Raw genomic sequence first — 18923 nt, forward strand, 5'->3', positions numbered from 1 at the left:
CGGGGACGGGCCCGGGGTCGGGGCCGGGAGGGTTCGGGGTGGTTTGACCCGGGGTGTGGTGGACCCGGTCGCGGGGTGCGGCTGGGACTGCGCCAGGATGGGGCGGACACGCAGGCACAGCCGAGGAGTTCACGATCGCCAGAAAGCCTCAACCCGAGGGCGGCCAGGCCCCCGTCGTCCAGCGGGTCCGCATCCGGTATGCCAAGCGGGGGCCGCTGCGGTTCACCTCGCACCGGGACTTCGCCCGGGCCTTCGAGCGCGCGTTGCGCCGGGCCGGCGTACCGATCGCCTTCTCCCAGGGTTTCACCCCGCATCCGAAGATCTCCTACGCCTCCGCGGCGCCCACCGGCGTGGCCAGTGAGGCCGAATACCTCGAGATCGGGCTGCGGGAGCCGGTCGATCCGGCGGCGCTGCGGGCCGCCCTGGACGCCGCGCTCTCACCCGGGCTCGACGTCCTCGACGCGGTCGAGGCCACCGGCGGCAGCCTGGCCGACCGGATCGAGGCGTCGCGCTGGCGGATCGAGCTGCCCGAGGTGGAGCCGAGCGTGCTCGGCGCGGCCGTGGCGGCGTTCACCGCCGCGGAGGAGATCCAGGTCGAGCGGATGACCAAGCAGGGCCGGCGGACGTTCGACGCCCGCGCTGCGGTGATCGCCATCGATGCGTCGACGTCGTCTGAGACGCCTTCCGGGGCGGCGGCGGCGCCATGTGCGATACTCGAACTGGTCGTGCGGCAGGTCACCCCGTCCGTACGGCCCGATGACGTCCTTTCCGGCCTCCGCGTGGTGGCCGACCTGGAGCCGCCGGTCACCCCGAAGGTGATCCGGCTGGCGCAGGGCACGTTGACCGCGCAGGGCGAGATCGTCGATCCGTTGGACGCGGATCGCGACGGGGCAGCCATCGGAGAGCACTGACCGACGGTCAGCGCTCTGGCAGGCAGACTTCGGCGGTCGCGCACCTGCGCGCCCGGCGGAAACACCTTTGCGGCAACCCTGCGTGGCAGCGCTCAACCGCGCCCGGGGCAGCCAGAACTGGAGAACGTCCATGCTCGAGAACGAGCCCGAGGGCGGCGAACGGACCGGCGCAGAGCCGGCCGAGGCGTCCGCCGCGACCACCGACAGCGCCGCCAGCACGGACGGCGCCGCCGAGGCGAAGCCGCCGGCCCGCAAGCGGGCCACCCGCCGCAAGGCGGCCCCGCTCAACCAGCCGGAGCAGACCGACGCGCCGGTCGAGGCGTCCGCCGCGGCCGTGGGCAGCGGCGAGTCGCCGCAGGCCGAGGTGTTCGCGCCGGTGGCGGGAGAGTTGGACACCGCGCCGAAGACCACCCGCCGGCGCCGCAAGGCGACCCCGGCGAAGGCGGTCGAGGAACCGGTGGCGGCTGCCGGGGTGGAGGCCACCTCGGCCGAGGTCGTGCCGCCGGTCAAGGTGACCCGTACCCGTCGTCGCAAGACCACGCCGCCCGCGGCGGAGGCCGCGCCGGCGGTCGAGTCGCCGACCGAGGCGCCCGCCGAGGCCGTCGGGCCGGTGACGGAGCCGCACGCGGTGGCCGAGCCGCAGCCCGACGCCGTGGTCGACGGGCCCGTCTCGGCGCCCGGGAGTGCGGGTGAGGTCGCCGAGGGTCGGGCCGCGCTCGACGGCGAGGAAGACGCGATCGGTGAGGACGCCGAGGACGAGCCCACCCCGGACGAGGCCGCGCTGCCCCGCACCGACGAGGCCACGCTGGCCCGGGCCGGTGGGCTGTCGGACGCCACCGGCGCGGTGTCGACCGGGGCCGCCGTTCCGGGCGCCGCCGAGGAGCCGGCCGAGGAACTTGCCGAGGAGCGGCCGACCACCGGCCGTCGTCGTCGGGCCGCGCTCAGCGCGCCGACCGTCCTGTTCATGCCCCCGCAGCCCGATGAGGTGCCCGCCGTCCGGGTCACGTACCCGGTTGCCGAGGAGCCGGTGGAGGAGCCGGCCGAGACCGGTCGGCGCCGGCGGCGTGGCCGCCGGGAGGCCGAGCCGGTCGAGGCCGAGGTCGAGGTCGAGGCCGCCGAGGAGGAGGCCGCCGAGGCCGAGGAGATCGACGAGGACGACGAGGCCGCCGCGGCCCGTCGCCGTCGTCGCCGCGGTCGCCGCGGCCGGGGCCGGGGCAAGGGCGGCGCCGAGGAGTCCGAGGACGAGGACGTCGAGGAGTCCGGTACGGCGGAGACGGCCGAGGCCGAGGAGGTCGCCGAGGACGAGGAGGCGGAGGGCGAGGGGATGACCCGTCGCCGTCGTCGTCGCCGTCGTCGGGGCGCGGGGGAGGCGGAGACCGCCACCGAGGACGGCGTGCCCACCGTCGTCAAGATCCGTGAGCCGCGCAAGGCGGTCGACGAGGTGCAGGGCGTCTCCGGCTCGACGCGGCTGGAGGCCAAGCGGCAGCGCCGGCGGGACGGTCGCGAGCAGCGGCGTACCCGGCCGCCGATCCTGAGCGAGTCGGAGTTCCTGGCCCGCCGCGAGGCGGTCGACCGGGTGATGGTGGTCCGCCAGCGCGGCGACCGCACCCAGATCGCCGTGCTCGAGGACGGCGTGCTGGTCGAGCACTACGTCACCCGCAACTCGTCCGGCACCATGGCCGGCAACGTCTACCTGGGCAAGGTGCAGAACGTCCTGCCCAGCATGGAGGCGGCTTTCGTCGACATCGGGCGCGGGCGCAACGCCGTCCTGTACGCCGGCGAGGTCAACTGGGACGCCACCGGCCTGGAGGGCCGGGCACGCTCGATCGAGCAGGCGCTGCGCTCCGGCGACTCGGTCCTGGTGCAGGTGACCAAGGACCCGATCGGGCACAAGGGCGCCCGGCTGACCAGTCACATCGCGCTCTCCGGCCGGCACCTGGTCTATGTGCCCAACGGCAACGCCTCCGGGATCAGCCGCAAGCTGCCGGACACCGAGCGCAAGCGCCTGCGGGACGTGCTGAAGAAGCTGGTGCCGGACGGCGCCGGGGTGATCGTCCGGACGGCGGCCGAGGGCGCCAGCGAGGACGAGCTGGCCCGCGACGTCAAGCGCCTCCAGGCGCAGTGGGAGGACATCCAGGCCAAGGCGGCCTCCGGTGGCGCCCCGGTGCTGCTCTACGAGGAGCCGGACCTGGTCATCCGGGTGGTACGGGACCTCTTCAACGAGGACTTCCGCGAGCTGGTGATCGAGGGTGAGCCGGCGTACGACCTGGTCGAGTCGTACCTGTCGCACGTCTCGCCGGACCTGGTGGCGCGGCTGCGCCGGCACGCCGGCGTCGCCGACGTGTTCGCCGAGTACCGGATCGACGAGCAGATCCTCAAGGGCCTGGACCGCAAGGTGTTCCTCCCCTCCGGCGGTTCGTTGGTGATCGACCGGACCGAGGCGATGACGGTCGTCGACGTCAACACCGGCAAGTACACCGGCTCCGGCGGCAACCTGGAGGAGACGGTCACCCGCAACAACCTGGAGGCGGCCGAGGAGATCGTGCGCCAGCTGCGGCTGCGTGACCTCGGTGGCATCGTGGTGATCGACTTCATCGACATGGTGCTGGAGTCGAACCGGGAGCTGGTGCTGCGCCGGCTCACCGAGTGCCTCGGCCGGGACCGCACCAAGCACCAGGTCACCGAGATCACCTCGCTCGGCCTGGTCCAGATGACCCGCAAGCGGATCGGCGCGGGCCTGCTGGAGGCGTTCAGCGAGACCTGTGAGTGCTGCAAGGGCCGGGGTGTGATCATCCACACCGAGCCGGTGCCGGAGAAGCCGCGCGGCGGTGGCGCGGGGGACAAGGTCAAGGCGGTCGCCTCGGCGGTCGCCACCGCGCCGGCCGAGGAGAAGAGCCGTCGCCGGGGCCGCAAGGCCGCCGCGGAGAAGCCGGCCGCGGAGGCCGCTCCGGAGCCGGCCGCCGAGTCGTCGGCCGCGCCGGAGCGGACCGTCGCCGAGGTGGTCGAGTCCACCGACGACGACTACTACGACACCCAGGGTTACGACCTGTCCCGGTTCGAGACGGACACGCCGGCCGCCCCGGCGGTCGCGGACAGCCAGGAGGGCGACTCGGCCCGGCTGGCCGCGGCCGACGACCCGGACGCGATCGGTGACGGGGAGAGCGACGACGAGGGCACCGAGGGCGGCACCTCGCGGCGGCGGTCCCGCCGTGGCGGCGCCCGGCGGCGTACCCGGCCGTGAGCCGCTGACCTGCGTGGCGTTTGACAGGGCCCCCGCTCCGGCAACAGAGTGCCGAGCAGGGGCCCTGCCGTTTCCCCGTCGACCCCCGGTCGGGCCGGCTCGCCCCGGAGGGAGGACTCATGCGTCGGGTGTTCGTGGTCACGGCGCTGACCGGACTGCTGCTGGCGGGCGCGGGCTGCGCCGACCGGAGGGACGACCCCTTCGCGGTCGGCTTCGCCTCGCCGGCCCCGGCCGCCACCTCGCCCGCTCCGGCTCCGACCGCGACCGGCGACGCCGGTGTCTGCGCCCGGGCCAAGCAGGCCGGCTCCACGGCGGTGCAGACGTACGTGTTCAAGCTGGCGGAGATGCTGCGGGCGGGCGGCACCGGGGACCGGAGCCGGGCGGACGCCGCCGAACGGGACGCGGAGGCCGCGCTGGCGGGTTGGCGGGACGTGCTGCGGGAGCAGTCGGGGCGGGCCACCGACCCGCGGCTGCGGACCCTGCTGGCGGACCTGGCCACCGAGGTGGGCGGGCTCGGCACGGACGTGCGGGCGATCGACGAGGCGGAGTTCGACCGACTCCAGGAGCGCCTCGACCAGCTCTGCCCGGCCTGATCGGCGGGGCCGGTTTGGGCGGCGGGCCGGGTATGGCGTACGCTTGCCTGCGGCGCACTTTGGTGTGCCGAGTTCCCGCGTGCCCGCGCCGCCGGTGTCACGGCTCCCGGCGAGACGCCGTGGGAACGACCGGCCGGTGACGGTCGGTGAAGACGCCAGCAGCCTCAACGACAGGGAGTCCGCCTCCGATGTACGCGATCGTCAAGACCGGCGGCAAGCAGTACAAGGTCGCCGAGGGCGACGTGATCGAGGTCGAGAAGCTCGCCGGTGCCCCCGGCGACGCGGTGAAGCTCACCGCGGTGCTCCTCGTCGACGGTGACGACCTGGTGACCGACGCGGCGAAGCTTGCCAAGGTCGCGGTGTCCGGCGAGATCGCCGCGCACACCAAGGGCCCGAAGATCCGGATCCACAAGTTCAAGAACAAGACCGGCTACCACAAGCGTCAGGGTCACCGGCAGCCGCTGACCCAGATCAAGGTGACCGGCATCTCCAACAGCGGGAAGTAGGTCGTCCTCCAATGGCTCACAAAAAGGGTGCGTCCAGCTCGCGTAACGGTCGTGACTCCGCGGCCCAGCGGCTCGGCGTGAAGCGCTTCGGTGGTCAGGTCGTCAGCGCGGGTGAGATCCTCATCCGTCAGCGTGGCACCAAGTTCCACCCCGGTGACCTGGTCGGCCGTGGCGGCGACGACACGCTGTTCGCCCTCGCCGCCGGTTCCGTGCAGTTCGGCACCAAGCGCGGTCGCAAGACCGTCAGCATCGTGCCGCAGCAGTAGTTCGAAGGCGAAGCGGGCCGCGGACCTCGGGTCCCGGCCCGCTTCGCTTTTCCACGTGCGGGGCGGACCCCGCTGGAAGGATTGGCGTCGTGACGACGTTCGTTGACCGGGTCGTCCTGCACATGCAGGCCGGCGACGGCGGGCACGGCTGTGTCTCGATCCACCGGGAGAAGTTCAAGCCCTTCGGCGGCCCGGACGGCGGCAACGGCGGCCACGGCGGCAGCGTGTCGCTGGTGGTCGACGCGCAGGTCACCACGCTGCTCGACTTCCACTTCCGGCCGCACCTGAAGGCCGAGAACGGCAAGGGCGGGGCCGGCTCGAACCGGGACGGCGCCAACGGCCGCGACCTGGTCATCAAGGTGCCCAACGGCACCGTGGTGCAGAGCCTCGACGGCGAGGTGCTGGCCGACCTGGTCGGGGTGGGCACCACCTTCGAGGCGGCCCGCGGCGGTCGGGGCGGACGGGGCAACGCCTCGCTGGCCAACGCCCGGCGCAAGGCGCCCGGCTTCGCCGAGCTGGGTGAGCCCGGCGACAAGCTCGACGTGGTGCTGGAGCTGAAGAGCGTCGCCGACGTCGGCCTGGTCGGCTTCCCGTCGGCCGGCAAGTCCTCGCTGATCTCGGTGATCTCCGCGGCCAAGCCGAAGATCGCCGACTACCCGTTCACCACGCTGGTGCCGAACCTGGGCGTGGTGCGGGTGGACAACCACACCTTCACCGTCGCCGACGTGCCCGGCCTGATCCCGGGCGCGGCCACCGGCAAGGGCCTGGGCCTGGAGTTCCTCCGCCACGTCGAGCGCTGCGCGGTGCTGGTGCACGTGGTCGACACCGCGACGCTGGAGCCGGGTCGCGACCCGCTCGCCGACATCGACGCCATCGAGTCGGAGCTGTCCCAGTACGGCGGGCTCGCCGACCGGCCCCGGCTGGTCGCGCTGAACAAGGTCGACGTGCCGGACGGCAAGGACCTCGCCGACATCGTCCGCCCCGACCTGGAGGCCCGCGGCTTCCGGGTCTTCGACGTCTCCACCGCGACCCGTGAGGGGCTGCGCGAGCTGACCTACGCGATGGCCGAGCTGGTGGAGGAGGGCCGCCGCGCCGCCCCGCCGGCCGAGCCGACCCGGATCGTGATCCGGCCGAAGGCGGTCGACGACGCGGGCTTCACCATCGAGGCCGAGGTGGACGGCTCCTACACCGTCCGGGGCAGCCGGCCGGAGCGCTGGGTCAAGCAGACCAACTTCGACAACGACGAGGCCGTGGGCTACCTGGCCGACCGGCTGGCCCGCCTCGGCGTGGAGGAGAAGCTGGCCAAGGCCGGCGCGCAGGCCGGTGACCTGGTGCGCATCGGCGAGCGCGAGTTCGACTGGCAGCCGACGCTCTACGCCGGCGTCGACTTCGTCCCCGGCAACCGGGGCACCGACGTGCGCCTGGAGGAGAAGTCGAACCGCCCCTCGGCGTCCGACCGGCTGGCCGCGCGCAAGGCCCGCCGGGTACGGCCGGAGGACGAGATCGAGGCTGCCCCCGAGCCGGCGGAACCGGACTCCGAGTAGCCGTTTCGGGGTCGGTGGCCGGAAACCTCCGCGAAATCCGGCCGACCTACCGTGGCCGGATGCTGATCGAATCCCGGCCCGCCACCGATCCGGAGATCGCCGCGCTCGTCGTCGCCCAGCAGCGTGAGCTGCGCGACGCCGACGGCGGGTTGGACGGGCAGGTGACCGTCGTGCACGGCGACATCCGCTACCTCGCCGCGGTGGTGGGTGGCCGGGCGGTCGGCTGCGGTGGCCTGCAGGCGCTCGACGCGGACACCGGCGAGCTGAAGCGGATGTACGTGCGGCCGGCGTACCGGGGGCGGGGCATCGCCCGGCAGCTGCTGGGCGCGCTGGAGGAGTTGGCGTTCCGGCAGGGGCACCGCACGGTGTGCCTGGAGACGGGCACCTACCTGCCGGCCGCGATCGCGCTCTACCGCTCCAGCGGCTACCGGCCCGTGCCGGTCTACGGCGAGTACGTCGACAACCCGTACAGCGTCTGCTTCGCCAAGCAGCTCCCGGTCGCCGCCTGACCCGCGCGGTCCGGCGCTGGTCTCGGCGTGCGCCGCTGACCGCCTTGGACCACCGGCCCGGCGTGTCGCCTCCGGTCAGGGCCGGTCGATCGGGGTGTCCAGACGGCTGCCGGTGCCCATCTCGTTGTTCAGCAGCAGGCCCGAGGCGAGCATGCCGAAGCCGAGGAACAGGTGCAGCCAGTTGTCGGCGTCGTTGAGCGGGATGACGTTCGCGGAGGTCTCCCGGTCGATGACGAAGCCGTAGAGCCACAGCACCAGGTAGAGCGCGCCGCCGCCGGCCAGGAACACCCGCGCGCCGGCCAGCCGCCGCGCCATCACCAGGCCGACCAGCCCGAACAGCAGGTGCAGCAGGTTGTGCAGCACCGACACCTGGAACAGGCCGAACAGTTTCGCCTCCGAGTGGTGCCCGGCGAACGCCAGGTCCCCGTAGTGGGTGGTGACGCCGGGCACGAAGCCGAGCACGCCGATCAGCGTGAAGACGGCCGCCGCCGCGAGCGCCACCTTCTGCACCGCCGGCCGGGCCGACGGACGTCCGCGCACGTCACGTGCCATCTCTGTCACCCCCGTTGGGCCCACGCCGCCCAGGCGGGCAGGCACCCCATTCTGTGACCGGGGCGGGTCGGTTCCGCAGAGAAATGACGAATCAGGCATGGACCCGACGACCGGGGGTAGGGCCCTTGTCACGCGGAAAGCAATTCGCGTGACCCCCCGAAGACAACCGCGAGGAACGCACGAGCGGAAGGGACACCATGACTCACGATCTTTCCCCCACGTCCGCCACGTACGAGTCGACGAACGGCGGCGGCGTGCGCGACCAGGCCCGGCAGGTCGGCTCCGACGCCGCAGGCGCCGGTGGCGCGGTCGCCCAGACCGCCAAGCAGCAGGGCCAGGAGGTGGTGGGCGAGGCCAAGCGGCAGGCCCGCGACCTCTACGGCGAGGCCCGCAACCAGGTCACCTCCCAGGCCGGCCAGCAGCAGCAGCGCGCCGCCAGCGGCCTGCGGTCGCTGGCCGACGAGATGCGCTCGATGGCGCAGCAGGGCGGCGGCTCCGGCCCGGTCACCGAGCTGGCCCACCAGGCGGCCGAGCGGGTGCACGGCGTCGCCGGCTGGCTGGAGCAGCGTGAGCCGGGCGACCTGCTCAACGAGGTGAAGGGCTACGCCCGCCGCAACCCGGGCACGTTCCTGGTCGGCGCCGCGCTGCTCGGCGTGGTCGCGGGCCGGCTCACCCGGAACATCGCCGCCGTCGGCAACGACGACGGTGGCGTGCGGCCGGCGTACGACCCGGACCGCACCGCGGTCCTCCCGACCACGCCGACCGTGCCCGCCCAGACCCCGCCGGGCGGCTACCTCGACCCGACGCCGGGGAGCTACGCCGAGCCGGACCCGGGCTACTCCGCGCCCGGCGCGGCCTACCCCGGTGGCGGCGCCCCGAACACCTGGGCCGACCCGGCCGGCGGCACCGGCCAGCCGCTGCCGCCGCCGAGCCAGACCGACCCGCTGCCGGGCGTGCCGTCGACCGGCGCTCCCCGTCCGTGAGCGGCCGGACCGGCAGAAGGGAGACCACGGCATGACCGTGCCGACGCAGGACCCCGGCTACCAGGCGACGGGCGCGCCGCACCATGCCGACGAGGTGCGGAGCAGCTCGATCGGTGAGCTGATGAGCCAGGTCACCGGCGACCTGTCCACGCTGATGCGGCAGGAGGTCGAGCTGGCCAAGGCCGAGATCCGCCAGGAGGGCAAGAAGGCGGGCAAGGCCGCCGGCTTCTACGGCGGCGCCGGCTTCGGCGGCTACATGGTGGCGCTCTTCGTCTCCATCGCGGTGTGGCAGTTCCTCGACAACGTCATGGACTCCGGACTGGCCGCGCTCATCGTGGCCGTGATCTGGGCCGTCGTCGCCGCCGTCCTCTACTCGAAGGCGAAGCGGAACGCCGAGCAGATCCGTGGCCTGAAGCAGACCAACGACAGCGTGCAGCGCATCCCCGACGCACTCAAGCCGCACCCGGAGGGAGTCACCCGATGAGCACCGATCCCGACCAGATCCGCCGGGAGATCGAAGCCACCCGCAACAACCTCAGCTCGGACGTGGACGCCCTGGCGTACAAGGTCAGCCCGGGCCGCATCGTCGACGACCGCAAGCAGCGCGTGCGCAGCGCGCTGACGAACGTGAAGGACAAGGTGATGGGAACCGCTTCCGACCTCGGCCACAGCACCGGCCACGCCGCCCACTCGGTGGGCGACCACGCCTCCTCGGCGGCGTCCACGGTGGGCGACAAGGCCCACTCCGCCGCCTCCGCGGTGAGCGACGCCGCGCACCGCGCGCCCCACGTGGTGCGGCAGAAGTCCGAGGGCAACCCGATCGCCGCCGGCGTGATCGCCTTCGGCGTGGGCATGCTGGTCTCCTCGCTCATCCCGGCCACCCGGCGGGAGCAGCAGCTCGCCGCGCAGGTCAAGGAGAAGGCGACCGAGCACGGCGGCGTGGTCAAGGAGAAGCTCGGCGAGGTCGCCGGGGAGCTCAGGGAGGAGCTGCGCGAGCCGGCGCAGCACGCCGCCGAGTCGGTGCGGTCCACCGCGCAGGAGGCCGCCCAGGCGGTCAGGGACGACGGCCGCAGCGCCGCGCAGGACGTGCGGGAGAGCGCCCACCAGGCGCGCTCCTGACGACGGCTCCCGTGTCAGGCGGGGCTCCTTCTTGTCGCCCAGGCGAGAGCAAGGGGCCCCGCCTTGCCTGTCAGCCGGTCTCCACCCAGAGCACCAGGTCGTCCGGGCGCCGCCCGGCCGACCGCCGGCGCAGCGTCCGGGTGGAGTGGGCCGCCACCCGCAGCCGGCTGCCCGCGTAGGGCACCCCGCCGCGCAGCCGCCGGCCGACCGCGAGCCACGCGCACACGCCCCGTTCCAGCAGCCAGACCGGCGCGGCGAGCGTCGTGTGCGCCGGGTAGACCTGGGCGCCGCCGGCCCGGCGCCGGCCGACCTCCGCCACCGCCACGGTGACCAGCCCGGCCCGCAGCAGCAGCCCCGGCCGCCGGGCGGCGAGCGCGGCCGCCGTCGCCGGCAGCACCGCCAGCGCGGCCAGCAGCCACGCCGGTCGGGCCGTCTCGTCGTACGCCTGGCGCACGCGCTGCCCGAGGAAGTGCCCGGCGGCGGGCGGGAGTCGCCGCACGTACAGCCAGGCGGGGGCGGCTTCGCTGCCCCCGTACGCCCGGACCGTCCGGGCCAGCTCCAGGTTCTCGAAGAGCACGTCCGGGTCGTAGCCGCCCATGGCCAGGAACGTGCTCCGGCGCACCGCCAGGGTGCCCGGCCAGTCCCCGCCGAACGCCCGGGCCAGCAGCGTCCGGCCGGTGTCCCACCAGGCGTGCCAGGGCAGCGGGTCGAAGTGGTTCTGCGGCCGGACCAGGTCCACCCGGTCGAGCAGGTCGTGCACGGCGCGCAGCGCCGGCAGGTCGTAGCGGACGTCGTCGTCGGCGACCACCACGTGCTCGTGCCGGGCCAGCGCCACCCCGGTGAGCACCCCGAGCACCTTGCCGTTGCGCCCCCGCAGCGCCGGATCGGGCGGAACGTGCCGGACCAGCCCCCGCCAGGCGGCGGCGTGGCGGGCGAACAGCGCCGGCGCGGACCCGTCGACCACCACCACGTCGACCCATCGGCTCAGCTCGCGCAGGTAGCCGGTCAGCTCGTCGAGACCCCGGTCGTCGTGGGCGCGCACCGGCAGGACGTACGCCATCGGCAGCCGGACCGGCGCGGAGCGCACGGCGGTCCGGTCCGGTCGGCGTGGGTGCGCAGCGGTGTCCGTCACGTCGTCCTCCGGTCCGCTCGGGGAGCAGCCGGTTGCCCGCCACGTGGCCGCTGAAACCCCCGGGCACTGGGGCTACGAGATCGCCGGGGCGGCCGTCCGGCGTCCGCGGGCCGCCTCACCCGGACCGGTACGCCCGGTCCTAGACGGTTGGGCGCACCCCGTCCACCAGCAGCCCGCTGGGCGGCAGCGTCGGCATCCGGCCCAGGTCGAGCGCGAGGTCCTGTGGCGGGACGCGGTAGCTCATCGTGCCGGTCAGCTGGGTCACCGCCCGCTTCATCAGCTCGATGGTGATCCACTCGCCGGCGCAGCGGTGCCCGGTGAGGTGGTCGCCGCCGCCCTGCGGGACCAGCCCGAACGGGTCGTCCCGCCAGCCGGCGAAGCGCTCCGGGCGGAACCGCTCCGGCTCCGGCCAGATCCGTTGGTGGTGGTTCGTGCCGTACAGGTCGAGCAGCACGCGGCGGCCCTGCGGGAACGCGTACCCCCGCCACTCGAACGAGCGACGCACGCGGGCGGCGGCGAGCGGGAAGAACGGGTAGTAGCGGCGTACCTCCTGCACGAACTGTTCGGTCGCGGTGTCGTCACCGACCAACCGGTCCCGCCAGTGCGGGTGGTCGTGCAGGGCCAGCGCGGCGAAGACCACGTACCGGTCCACGGCGACGGTGGGGCGCAGCACGTTGAGCAACTCCACCGCCGCGATCCGGCGGGGCAGCGGCGTGCCCCGCTCGTCCCGGTGCTCGGCGACGACCCGCAGCGCGCTGCCCTCGGGCGCCGGCAGCGCGCCGGCGCGGACCCGGTCGACCTGCTCGCCGGCCCAGCGTTCGGCCCGGCGCCGGCCGAGCAGCCCGCGCCAGTGCTTCGGCCCCAGGACGGCGGGAGCGTCGATCATCGCGTGCATCTCGGCGGTCCGGCGGGCCACGTCGACCTCGGCCAGGGGCACGCCGGCCCAGGCCCAGACCGCCCGGGTGAGGATCCGGCCCACCTCGTCGTAGAGCACGACCGGGCCGTCCTGCGCCCAGGCCGGGGTCCGGGCCCGCCACTCGTCGTCGAAGAGCTGCCCGAGCCGGCGGATCGCGGCCGGTGTCATGATCGACATGAACATGGCCTTGCGGGCCCGGTGCGCCTCGCCGTCGAGACCCTGGACGCCACCGACGCCGGTCAGCGTGCGTTGCCCGCGCATCGGCATGGCGCCGCGCCGGACGAACCGCTCCTCGTCGTAGAACAGCTCGGCGGCCTCCCGGCCGCGCAGGCAGATCGTCGGCTCCAGCAGCAGCCGGGTCTGGAAGACGTCGGTGCCGAACCGGTCGCAGCGGGCGCCCACGAAGCGGTAGCCCTCGCGGAGGAAGGCCAGCGTGCTGTCCGGGCTCCGGTCGCTCGGCATGGTGCTCATCTCGGCGGCTCCTGACCCGGCTCGGTGGCCCTGCTCGACGTTGCGCTGCCTACCCGGGCCGACGCGGCCGAATCCTCCATTACCGCAGGTCCGGCCGCTCGGGGGAGGGGCCAGCCACACGGCCGGCCGCTGGCCCCTCCCCGGGTGCGGAAAAGCTGGTTGGCTCGGAACGCGGGTCGGCGGGCGCCGGTCCGGCGCCCGCCGGCACGGCGTCCGGTGGGCGGTCACCGACGACGGGGGAGGACCCGGATGCGCGACGAGAGGGCGGAGCGACGGCGGCGTGGGGCGGTCGCCGGGCTGCGGGGCGGCAGTCGGGAGGAGCCGCTGATCGGCGGTCCCCGCCGGGCCGCGCCCCGCCCGCCGCGGTTCTTCACCGTGCACCTCGGATTCGCGGCCGCCGAGCCCGCCGTCGCGCGGGAGCTGGCCGTCGCGTACGCCGAGGCTCTCGGCCTGCTCCGCCCGGAGCTGGCACTCGGCGCGGCGGCGCTGTCCCCGGCCGACGCCTGGCACCGGGCCGAGCGGTTGTTCTGCGGGGCGGTCGGGCCCGACGGCGAGCGCTGCGCCGACGTGGCCGACCACCCCGGGTTCCACCACGCGCCCGGGCCGGGCGGGCTCGGCTGGGGTGACGGTGACTGACCGCGCGGGTTCAGTCCAGGTCGAACTCGCCGTCCTGGGCGCCCGCCACGAAGGCGTCCCACTCGGCCTGGGTGAAGACCAGGACAGGCCCCTCCGGCTCGGCCGAGTTGCGCATCCCGATCAGATCGTCGACGAAGGCCACCTCGACCGCACCCTCGGAGGTGTCTCCCTCCGCGCGCTGCCACACCGCCCGAGAGAGGTCGAAATCGCCCTTGGGGTGCTGACCCATCGTTGTTCCTCCATCGCGACGCGTAACGAGAAGGTCCGTGCGGACCTCATCGGGCAGGATAAGCGGATGCCGAGCCTCACCCGTGCAGAGGCGACCGCGCGCCGCGCGTCGATCACTGTCGAGTCCTACCAGGTGGACCTCGACCTGACCGGCGACGCCGAGCGGTTCCGCTCCGCCGTCACCATCCGGTTCCGGGCCAACCCCGGCGCCGAGACCTTCGTCGACGTCAAGCCTCGCCGACTCCTGCGGGCCCGTCTCAACGACCGCGACCTCGATCCGGCCCTGCTGTCCGACGAGCGGTTGCCGCTCACCGGCCTGGCCGCGAGCAACACGCTCACCGTCGAGGCCGAGATGGCCTACTCCAACACCGGCGAGGGGTTGCACCGCTTCGTCGACCCGGCCGACGGCGAGACCTACCTCTACGCCATGTCCTTCCTGGACGACGCGCCGCGCATCTTCGCGGCGTTCGACCAGCCCGACCTGAAGGCGCCGGTGACGCTCGCCGTCACCGCGCCGCCGGAGTGGACGGTGGCGGCCAACGGGCAGCTCGCCGACCGGCCCGCGCCGGGGCGTTGGGAGTTCGCCCCCACCGCGCCGCTGGCCACCTACTTCGTCACGCTGGTCGCCGGGCCCTGGCACGTGCTGCGGTCCGAGCACGACGGCATCCCGCTCGGCCTCTACTGCCGGCGCTCGCTCGCCGCGCACCTCGACGCCGACGCCGACGAGATCTTCACCGTCACCCGGCAGTGCCTCGACCGCTTCCACCAGCTCTTCGCCGAGCGCTACCCGTTCGGCAAGTACGACCAGGCGTTCGTGCCCGAGTTCAACGCCGGCGCCATGGAGAACCCGGGCCTGGTCACGTTGCGCGACGACTACGTCTTCCGGTCCGCGGTCACCGACACCCAGCGCGAGCTGCGCGCCACCACCATCGCCCACGAGATGGCGCACATGTGGTTCGGCGACCTGGTCACCATGCGCTGGTGGGACGACCTCTGGCTGAACGAGTCCTTCGCGGAGTACCTGGGCACCCGGGTCACCGCCGAGGCGACCCGGTTCGACCGGGCGTGGACCACGTTCGCGAGCCGTCGCAAGGCGTGGGGCTACACCGCCGACCAGCGTCCGTCCACCCACCCGGTGGCGCCGCAGGAGGTGGCCGATGCCGCCCAGGCGCTGCTCAACTTCGACGGCATCTCGTACGCCAAGGGCGCCAGCGTGCTGCGCCAGCTCGTCGCCTGGCTCGGCGACGACGCCTTCCTGGCCGGGCTGAACGCGCACTTCGCCGCGCACCGGTTCGACAACGCCACGCTCGCCGACCTGCTGGCCGGCCTCGGCGCCGCGAGCGGACGCGACCTGACCGGCTGGGCCGAGCGCTGGCTGCGTCGGGCGCAGGTGAACACGCTGCGCATCGAGACCGCGGTGGACGGCGACGGCCGGTGGACCGAGGTGGCGGTGGTGCAGACCGCCCCGCCGAGCCACCCGGTGCTGCGGCCGCACCGCATCGGCGTGGCCCACCTGACCGCCGACGCCCCGGCCCGGCGGGTCGAGGTCGACCTCGACCCGGACGCCGACGGCGGCCGTACGCCGGTGCCCGAACTGGTCGGGCAGCCGGCCACCGGCCTGCTGCTGCCCAACGCCGGTGACCTGACCTTCGCCAAGATCCGACTGGACCCGGCCTCGTCGGACGCGGTGCCGATGCTGCTGCCCGGCCTCGACGACCCGCTGGCCCGGGCGTTGCTGTGGGGTGAGGCGCTGGACGCCGTCACCGACGGGGAGCGGCCCGCCGCCGCGCTGGTCGGCCTGATCGCCGCGGCGCTGCCGGCCGAGACCGAGGTGACCATCATCGAGGACGTGCTGCTGCTGACCCGGCGGCTCGTCGACCGCTACCTCGACCCGCTGGCCCGCGACGCCGCGTTGCTGCGGGTGTCCGCCGCCTGCGCGGCGTTGCTCGCCGCCGCGCCGGCGGGCGGCTCGCGTCAGCTCGCCGCGGCGCGGGGGTTGATCGCCGCCACCACCGACACCGGGCTCCTCGCCGACTGGTTGACCGGCAAGCAGGTGCCGTCGGGGCTCTCGGTCGACACCGACCTGCGCTGGGCGGTGCTGCGCCGGTTGGTGGTGCTCGGCGCCGTCGGCGCGGCGGAGATCGACGCCGAGGCGGCCGCCGACCGCAGCGCCACCGGCGCCGAGCAGGCCGCGGCCTGCCGGGCGGCGCTGCCGGACCCGGACGCGAAGCGGGCGGCCTGGGAGATCGTCACGAGCAGCACCGAGCTGTCCAACCGGCTGGTCGAGGCGACCGCCGAGGGCTTCTGGCAGCCCGAACAGGCCGAGTTGACCGCCGGGTACGTCGAGCGTTACTTCACCGACATGCCGGCGGCGGCGCGTCTGCGTACCGCCTGGGTGGCCGACTCGGTCACGGTCGCCGCGTTCCCGCGCTACGCGGTGGCGCAGCCCACCCGGGAGTTGGCCGCGGCGCTGCTGGCCCGCGACGACCTCACGCCCGGCCTGCGCCGGTGGGTCACCGACCTGGACGACGACCTGCGCCGGGCGCTGGTGGCCCGCACCGCGGTGGCCGCCGCGGCCGCCTGACCAGTGCCCGTGCCGGGCGGTCGGGGCGCCCGCCCGGCACGGGCCCCGGTGACCCCGCCCGGGGGTCGCCGTCACGCGGCCTACGATCGCGGGGTGGAGGAAGACATCCGGCGGATCGGCATCATGGGCGGCACGTTCGATCCGATCCACCACGGTCACCTGGTGGCGGCGAGCGAGGTGGCCGACCGGTTCGGCCTGGACGAGGTGGTCTTCGTGCCGACCGGACAGCCGTGGCAGAAGGCGGACGAACCGGTCAGCCCGGCCGAGGACCGCTACCTGATGACCGTGATCGCCACCGCCTCCAACCCCCGCTTCCAGGTGAGCCGGGTCGACATCGACCGCGGTGGCCCCACCTACACCGTCGACACGCTGCGGGACCTGCACGCCGAGTACGGCCCGAAGTCGCAGTTGTTCTTCATCACCGGCGCGGACGCCCTGGAGCGGATCCTCTCCTGGAAGGACCTCGACGACGTCCTCGAACTGGCCCACTTCATCGGGGTGACCCGTCCCGGTTTCGAGCTCTCCGACCAGCACCTCCCGGCGGACACGGTCAGCCTGGTGCAGGTGCCCGCCATGGCCATCTCCTCCACCGACTGCCGCGCCCGGGTGGGTCGGGGCGAGCCGGTCTGGTACCTGGTGCCCGACGGTGTGGTGCAGTACATCGCCAAACGGCGGCTCTATCAGCGGTGATCCCGCCCGTTACGTACCCGTATGCCCCGGTAACCGGGCAGAACTGCCAAGTCGCCGCGTCGCCGGGTGTGAGAGGCTTGGAGGGTCGCACGGTTGATCGAAGGAGAACGGTGACAGTTTCCGAACGCGCGCACGAGCTGGCGATGGCCGCCGCCCAGGCCGCGGCCGACAAGAAGGCACAGGACATCGTCATCATCGACGTGGGCGACCAGCTCGCGATCACCGACGCGTTCCTGGTGGCCTCGGCGCCCAACGAGCGCCAGGTGCTCGCCATCGTCGACGCCGTCGAGGAGCGCCTGCTGGAGCTGCCGGAGAAGGCCAAGCCGATCCGCCGCGAGGGCGAGCGGGGTGGCCGCTGGGTGCTGCTCGACTACGTCGACATCGTGGTGCACGTGCAGCACACCGAGGAGCGTGAGTTCTACGCGCTCGACCGGCTCTGGAAGGACTGCCCGCAGATCCCGTTCGTGGATCGCGACCTGGCCGACTCGGCCGCCGGCACCGCCACCGCCGAATGACCCGCCTGATCGTCTGGCGGCACGGCAACACCGACTGGAACGCGCAGAGCCGGGTCCAGGGCCAGACCGACGTGCCGCTCAACGACCTCGGCCGGGAGCAGGCCCGCGCCGCCGCACCCGTGCTGGCCGCGCTGCGCCCCGACGCCATCGTCGCCAGCGACCTGCGCCGGGCCGCCGACACCGCCGCCGCGCTCGCCGCGCTGACCGGGCTCCCGGTCCGCACCGACGCCCGGCTGCGCGAGCGGCACTTCGGCCAGTGGCAGGGCCTGGCCCTCACCGAGGTCGCCGAGCGCTTCGGAGACGAGTACGCCCGCTGGCGGGCCGGCGATCCCGACCCCGGCGCCGGCATCGAGAACCTGGACGACCTCGGCAAGCGGCTCGGCGCGGCGTTCCGCGACGCGGCCGACCTGGCCGCCGGCGGCACCGTGGTGGTGACCACCCACGGCGGCGGGGCCCGGCAGGGCGTCGGTCACCTGCTCGGCTGGGACCACGCGGTGCTGCGCAGCGTCGGCTCGCTGGCCAACTGCCACTGGACCGAGCTGCGCCACGACGAGGTCCGGGGCTGGCACCTGCGGGCGCACAATGTCGGGCTGATCACCCAGCCGGCGCTCACCGACGCGGTCTGAGACGTCCGGCCCCGGCGCGGCACCGCCACATCGGCTAGCGTGCCGGTCATGCCCGTAGCGGTCGTCACCGACTCCACCGCCTACCTGCCCCCCGAGCTGGTCCGTGCGCACCGGCTCACCGTCGTCCCGCTGACCGTCGTGCTCAACGGCGCCGAAGGACTGGAGGGCGTCGAGACCTCCCCGGCCGACGCCACCCGCGCGCTGAGCGCCCGACGGGTCTCGGTCAGCACCTCCCGCCCCGCCCCGGAGCAGTTCGCGCAGGTCTACCGCACGCTGCTGGGAGAGGGCGCCGACGGTGTGGTCTCGGTGCACCTGTCCGCCGAACTCTCCGGCACCGTCGAGGCGGCCCGGCTGGCCGCCGCCGAGATCGGCGACCGCGTCGCCGTTGTCGACAGCCGCTCCACCGGCATGGGCCTCGGCTTCCCGGTGCTCGCCGCCGCCACGGCCGCCGCCGGGGACGCCGACCTGACCGGGGTACGCGCGGCGGCGCTGGACGCGGTCGGCCGGACCACCATCTTCTTCTACGTCGACACGCTGGAGTTCCTGCGCCGGGGCGGCCGGATCAACGCGGCCGAGGCGCTGCTCGGCACCGCACTCTCGGTCAAGCCGATCATGCACATGCCGGACGGCGCGATCGTGGTGAAGGACAAGGTCCGCACCGCCAGCCGGGGCGTCGCGCGCCTGGTCGACCTGGCGGTCGAGGCGGCGGGGGACGCCGAGGTCGACCTCGGGGTGCACCACCTCGCCGCCCCGCAGCGCGCCGACCAGCTGCTGGCCGCGTTGACCGAGCGGTTGGGCGACCGGCTGCACGACACGTACGTCAGCGAGGCCGGCGCGGTTGTCGCCGCGCACGCCGGACCCGGACTGGCCTGCGTGGTCGTCCACCGCCGCCCGTGAGCCG

20 protein-coding genes are annotated in these 18923 nt (G+C 74.2%); 16 read left to right on the plus strand and 4 right to left on the minus strand.

Annotated features, from left to right (window positions below; all coding sequences use genetic code 11):
* Positions 1 to 191 precede the first annotated feature (191 nt).
* The 7 genes from CO540_RS26130 (at position 192) to CO540_RS26160 (ending at position 7570) form a co-directional block, all read left to right on the plus strand.
* Positions 192 to 911, plus strand: a complete 720-nt coding sequence (locus tag CO540_RS26130; protein WP_099164945.1) for a TIGR03936 family radical SAM-associated protein — start codon at positions 192 to 194, stop codon at positions 909 to 911.
* Positions 912 to 1041: 130 nt separating this feature from the next.
* Positions 1042 to 4152 (plus strand): Rne/Rng family ribonuclease, encoded by a 3111-nt coding sequence (locus tag CO540_RS26135; protein ID WP_099164004.1) that lies wholly within the window; start codon positions 1042 to 1044, stop codon positions 4150 to 4152.
* A 119-nt stretch (positions 4153 to 4271) separates the two neighbouring features.
* On the plus strand, positions 4272 to 4745 hold the full coding sequence (locus CO540_RS26140) for a hypothetical protein (RefSeq protein ID WP_099164005.1): 474 nt from the start codon (positions 4272 to 4274) through the stop codon (positions 4743 to 4745).
* Between the two features lie 188 nt (positions 4746 to 4933).
* Positions 4934 to 5251 carry a 50S ribosomal protein L21 gene (gene rplU / locus CO540_RS26145; protein ID WP_099164006.1) on the plus strand — a complete coding sequence of 106 codons (318 nt, stop codon included), beginning with the start codon at positions 4934 to 4936 and terminating at the stop codon, positions 5249 to 5251.
* An 11-nt stretch (positions 5252 to 5262) separates the two neighbouring features.
* Positions 5263 to 5517, plus strand: coding sequence for a 50S ribosomal protein L27 (gene rpmA / locus CO540_RS26150; protein ID WP_013288010.1), 255 nt, complete (start codon positions 5263 to 5265; stop codon positions 5515 to 5517).
* Positions 5518 to 5606: 89 nt separating this feature from the next.
* The gene (gene obgE / locus CO540_RS26155; RefSeq protein WP_099164007.1) at positions 5607 to 7061 is read left to right on the plus strand and encodes a GTPase ObgE; all 1455 of its coding nucleotides are present in this window, start codon (positions 5607 to 5609) and stop codon (positions 7059 to 7061) included.
* 59 nt (positions 7062 to 7120) lie between these two features.
* Complete coding sequence (locus tag CO540_RS26160; protein ID WP_099164008.1) at positions 7121 to 7570, plus strand: GNAT family N-acetyltransferase; 450 nt, start codon at positions 7121 to 7123, stop codon at positions 7568 to 7570.
* Between the two features lie 75 nt (positions 7571 to 7645).
* On the opposite strand, the gene CO540_RS26165 is transcribed toward CO540_RS26160, so the two are convergent.
* The gene (locus tag CO540_RS26165; protein WP_091571918.1) at positions 7646 to 8122 is read right to left on the minus strand and encodes a DUF4383 domain-containing protein; all 477 of its coding nucleotides are present in this window, start codon (positions 8120 to 8122) and stop codon (positions 7646 to 7648) included.
* 197 nt (positions 8123 to 8319) lie between these two features.
* Between CO540_RS26165 and CO540_RS26170 the strand changes: the two genes are divergently transcribed.
* The 3 genes from CO540_RS26170 to CO540_RS26180 are packed head-to-tail and all read left to right on the plus strand — an operon-like array spanning position 8320 to position 10224.
* Entirely contained in the window at positions 8320 to 9105 is a 786-nt protein-coding gene (locus CO540_RS26170) for a hypothetical protein (RefSeq protein WP_099164009.1), read from the plus strand.
* Between the two features lie 31 nt (positions 9106 to 9136).
* Positions 9137 to 9589, plus strand: coding sequence for a phage holin family protein (locus tag CO540_RS26175; protein WP_099164010.1), 453 nt, complete (start codon positions 9137 to 9139; stop codon positions 9587 to 9589).
* Positions 9586 to 10224, plus strand: coding sequence for a DUF3618 domain-containing protein (locus tag CO540_RS26180; RefSeq protein WP_099164011.1), 639 nt, complete (start codon positions 9586 to 9588; stop codon positions 10222 to 10224). The genes CO540_RS26175 and CO540_RS26180 overlap by 4 nt, the downstream gene beginning before the upstream one ends.
* Positions 10225 to 10294: 70 nt before the next feature.
* On the opposite strand, the gene CO540_RS26185 is transcribed toward CO540_RS26180, so the two are convergent.
* The gene (locus CO540_RS26185; protein ID WP_253866196.1) at positions 10295 to 11356 is read right to left on the minus strand and encodes a glycosyltransferase family 2 protein; all 1062 of its coding nucleotides are present in this window, start codon (positions 11354 to 11356) and stop codon (positions 10295 to 10297) included.
* Between the two features lie 139 nt (positions 11357 to 11495).
* Positions 11496 to 12743 carry a cytochrome P450 gene (locus CO540_RS26190; RefSeq protein WP_099164013.1) on the minus strand — a complete coding sequence of 416 codons (1248 nt, stop codon included), beginning with the start codon at positions 12741 to 12743 and terminating at the stop codon, positions 11496 to 11498.
* A gap of 249 nt (positions 12744 to 12992) precedes the next feature.
* Here CO540_RS26190 and CO540_RS26195 point away from each other — a divergent pair, with 249 nt between their 5' ends.
* Positions 12993 to 13379 (plus strand): hypothetical protein, encoded by a 387-nt coding sequence (locus tag CO540_RS26195; RefSeq protein ID WP_099164014.1) that lies wholly within the window; start codon positions 12993 to 12995, stop codon positions 13377 to 13379.
* Positions 13380 to 13389: 10 nt separating this feature from the next.
* On the opposite strand, the gene CO540_RS26200 is transcribed toward CO540_RS26195, so the two are convergent.
* Positions 13390 to 13608: a DUF397 domain-containing protein gene (locus tag CO540_RS26200; RefSeq protein WP_089158060.1), complete on the minus strand. Its 219-nt coding sequence runs from the start codon at positions 13606 to 13608 to the stop codon at positions 13390 to 13392.
* 66 nt (positions 13609 to 13674) lie between these two features.
* Between CO540_RS26200 and pepN the strand changes: the two genes are divergently transcribed.
* The 5 genes from pepN (at position 13675) to CO540_RS26225 (ending at position 18919) form a co-directional block, all read left to right on the plus strand.
* Positions 13675 to 16191, plus strand: coding sequence for an aminopeptidase N (gene pepN / locus CO540_RS26205; RefSeq protein ID WP_099164015.1), 2517 nt, complete (start codon positions 13675 to 13677; stop codon positions 16189 to 16191).
* 93 nt (positions 16192 to 16284) lie between these two features.
* The gene (nadD, locus tag CO540_RS26210) at positions 16285 to 16881 is read left to right on the plus strand and encodes a nicotinate-nucleotide adenylyltransferase (RefSeq protein WP_091571955.1); all 597 of its coding nucleotides are present in this window, start codon (positions 16285 to 16287) and stop codon (positions 16879 to 16881) included.
* A 110-nt stretch (positions 16882 to 16991) separates the two neighbouring features.
* Entirely contained in the window at positions 16992 to 17396 is a 405-nt protein-coding gene (gene rsfS, locus CO540_RS26215) for a ribosome silencing factor (protein WP_091571960.1), read from the plus strand.
* Complete coding sequence (locus tag CO540_RS26220) at positions 17393 to 18022, plus strand: histidine phosphatase family protein (protein ID WP_099164016.1); 630 nt, start codon at positions 17393 to 17395, stop codon at positions 18020 to 18022. The genes rsfS and CO540_RS26220 overlap by 4 nt, the downstream gene beginning before the upstream one ends.
* Before the next feature lie 48 nt (positions 18023 to 18070).
* The gene (locus tag CO540_RS26225) at positions 18071 to 18919 is read left to right on the plus strand and encodes a DegV family protein (RefSeq protein ID WP_099164946.1); all 849 of its coding nucleotides are present in this window, start codon (positions 18071 to 18073) and stop codon (positions 18917 to 18919) included.
* Positions 18920 to 18923: the final 4 nt, after the last annotated feature.

Origin of the sequence: Micromonospora sp. WMMA2032, from assembly GCF_002688545.1 — a bacterium.
Lineage (GTDB): Bacteria > Actinomycetota > Actinomycetes > Mycobacteriales > Micromonosporaceae > Micromonospora > Micromonospora sediminicola.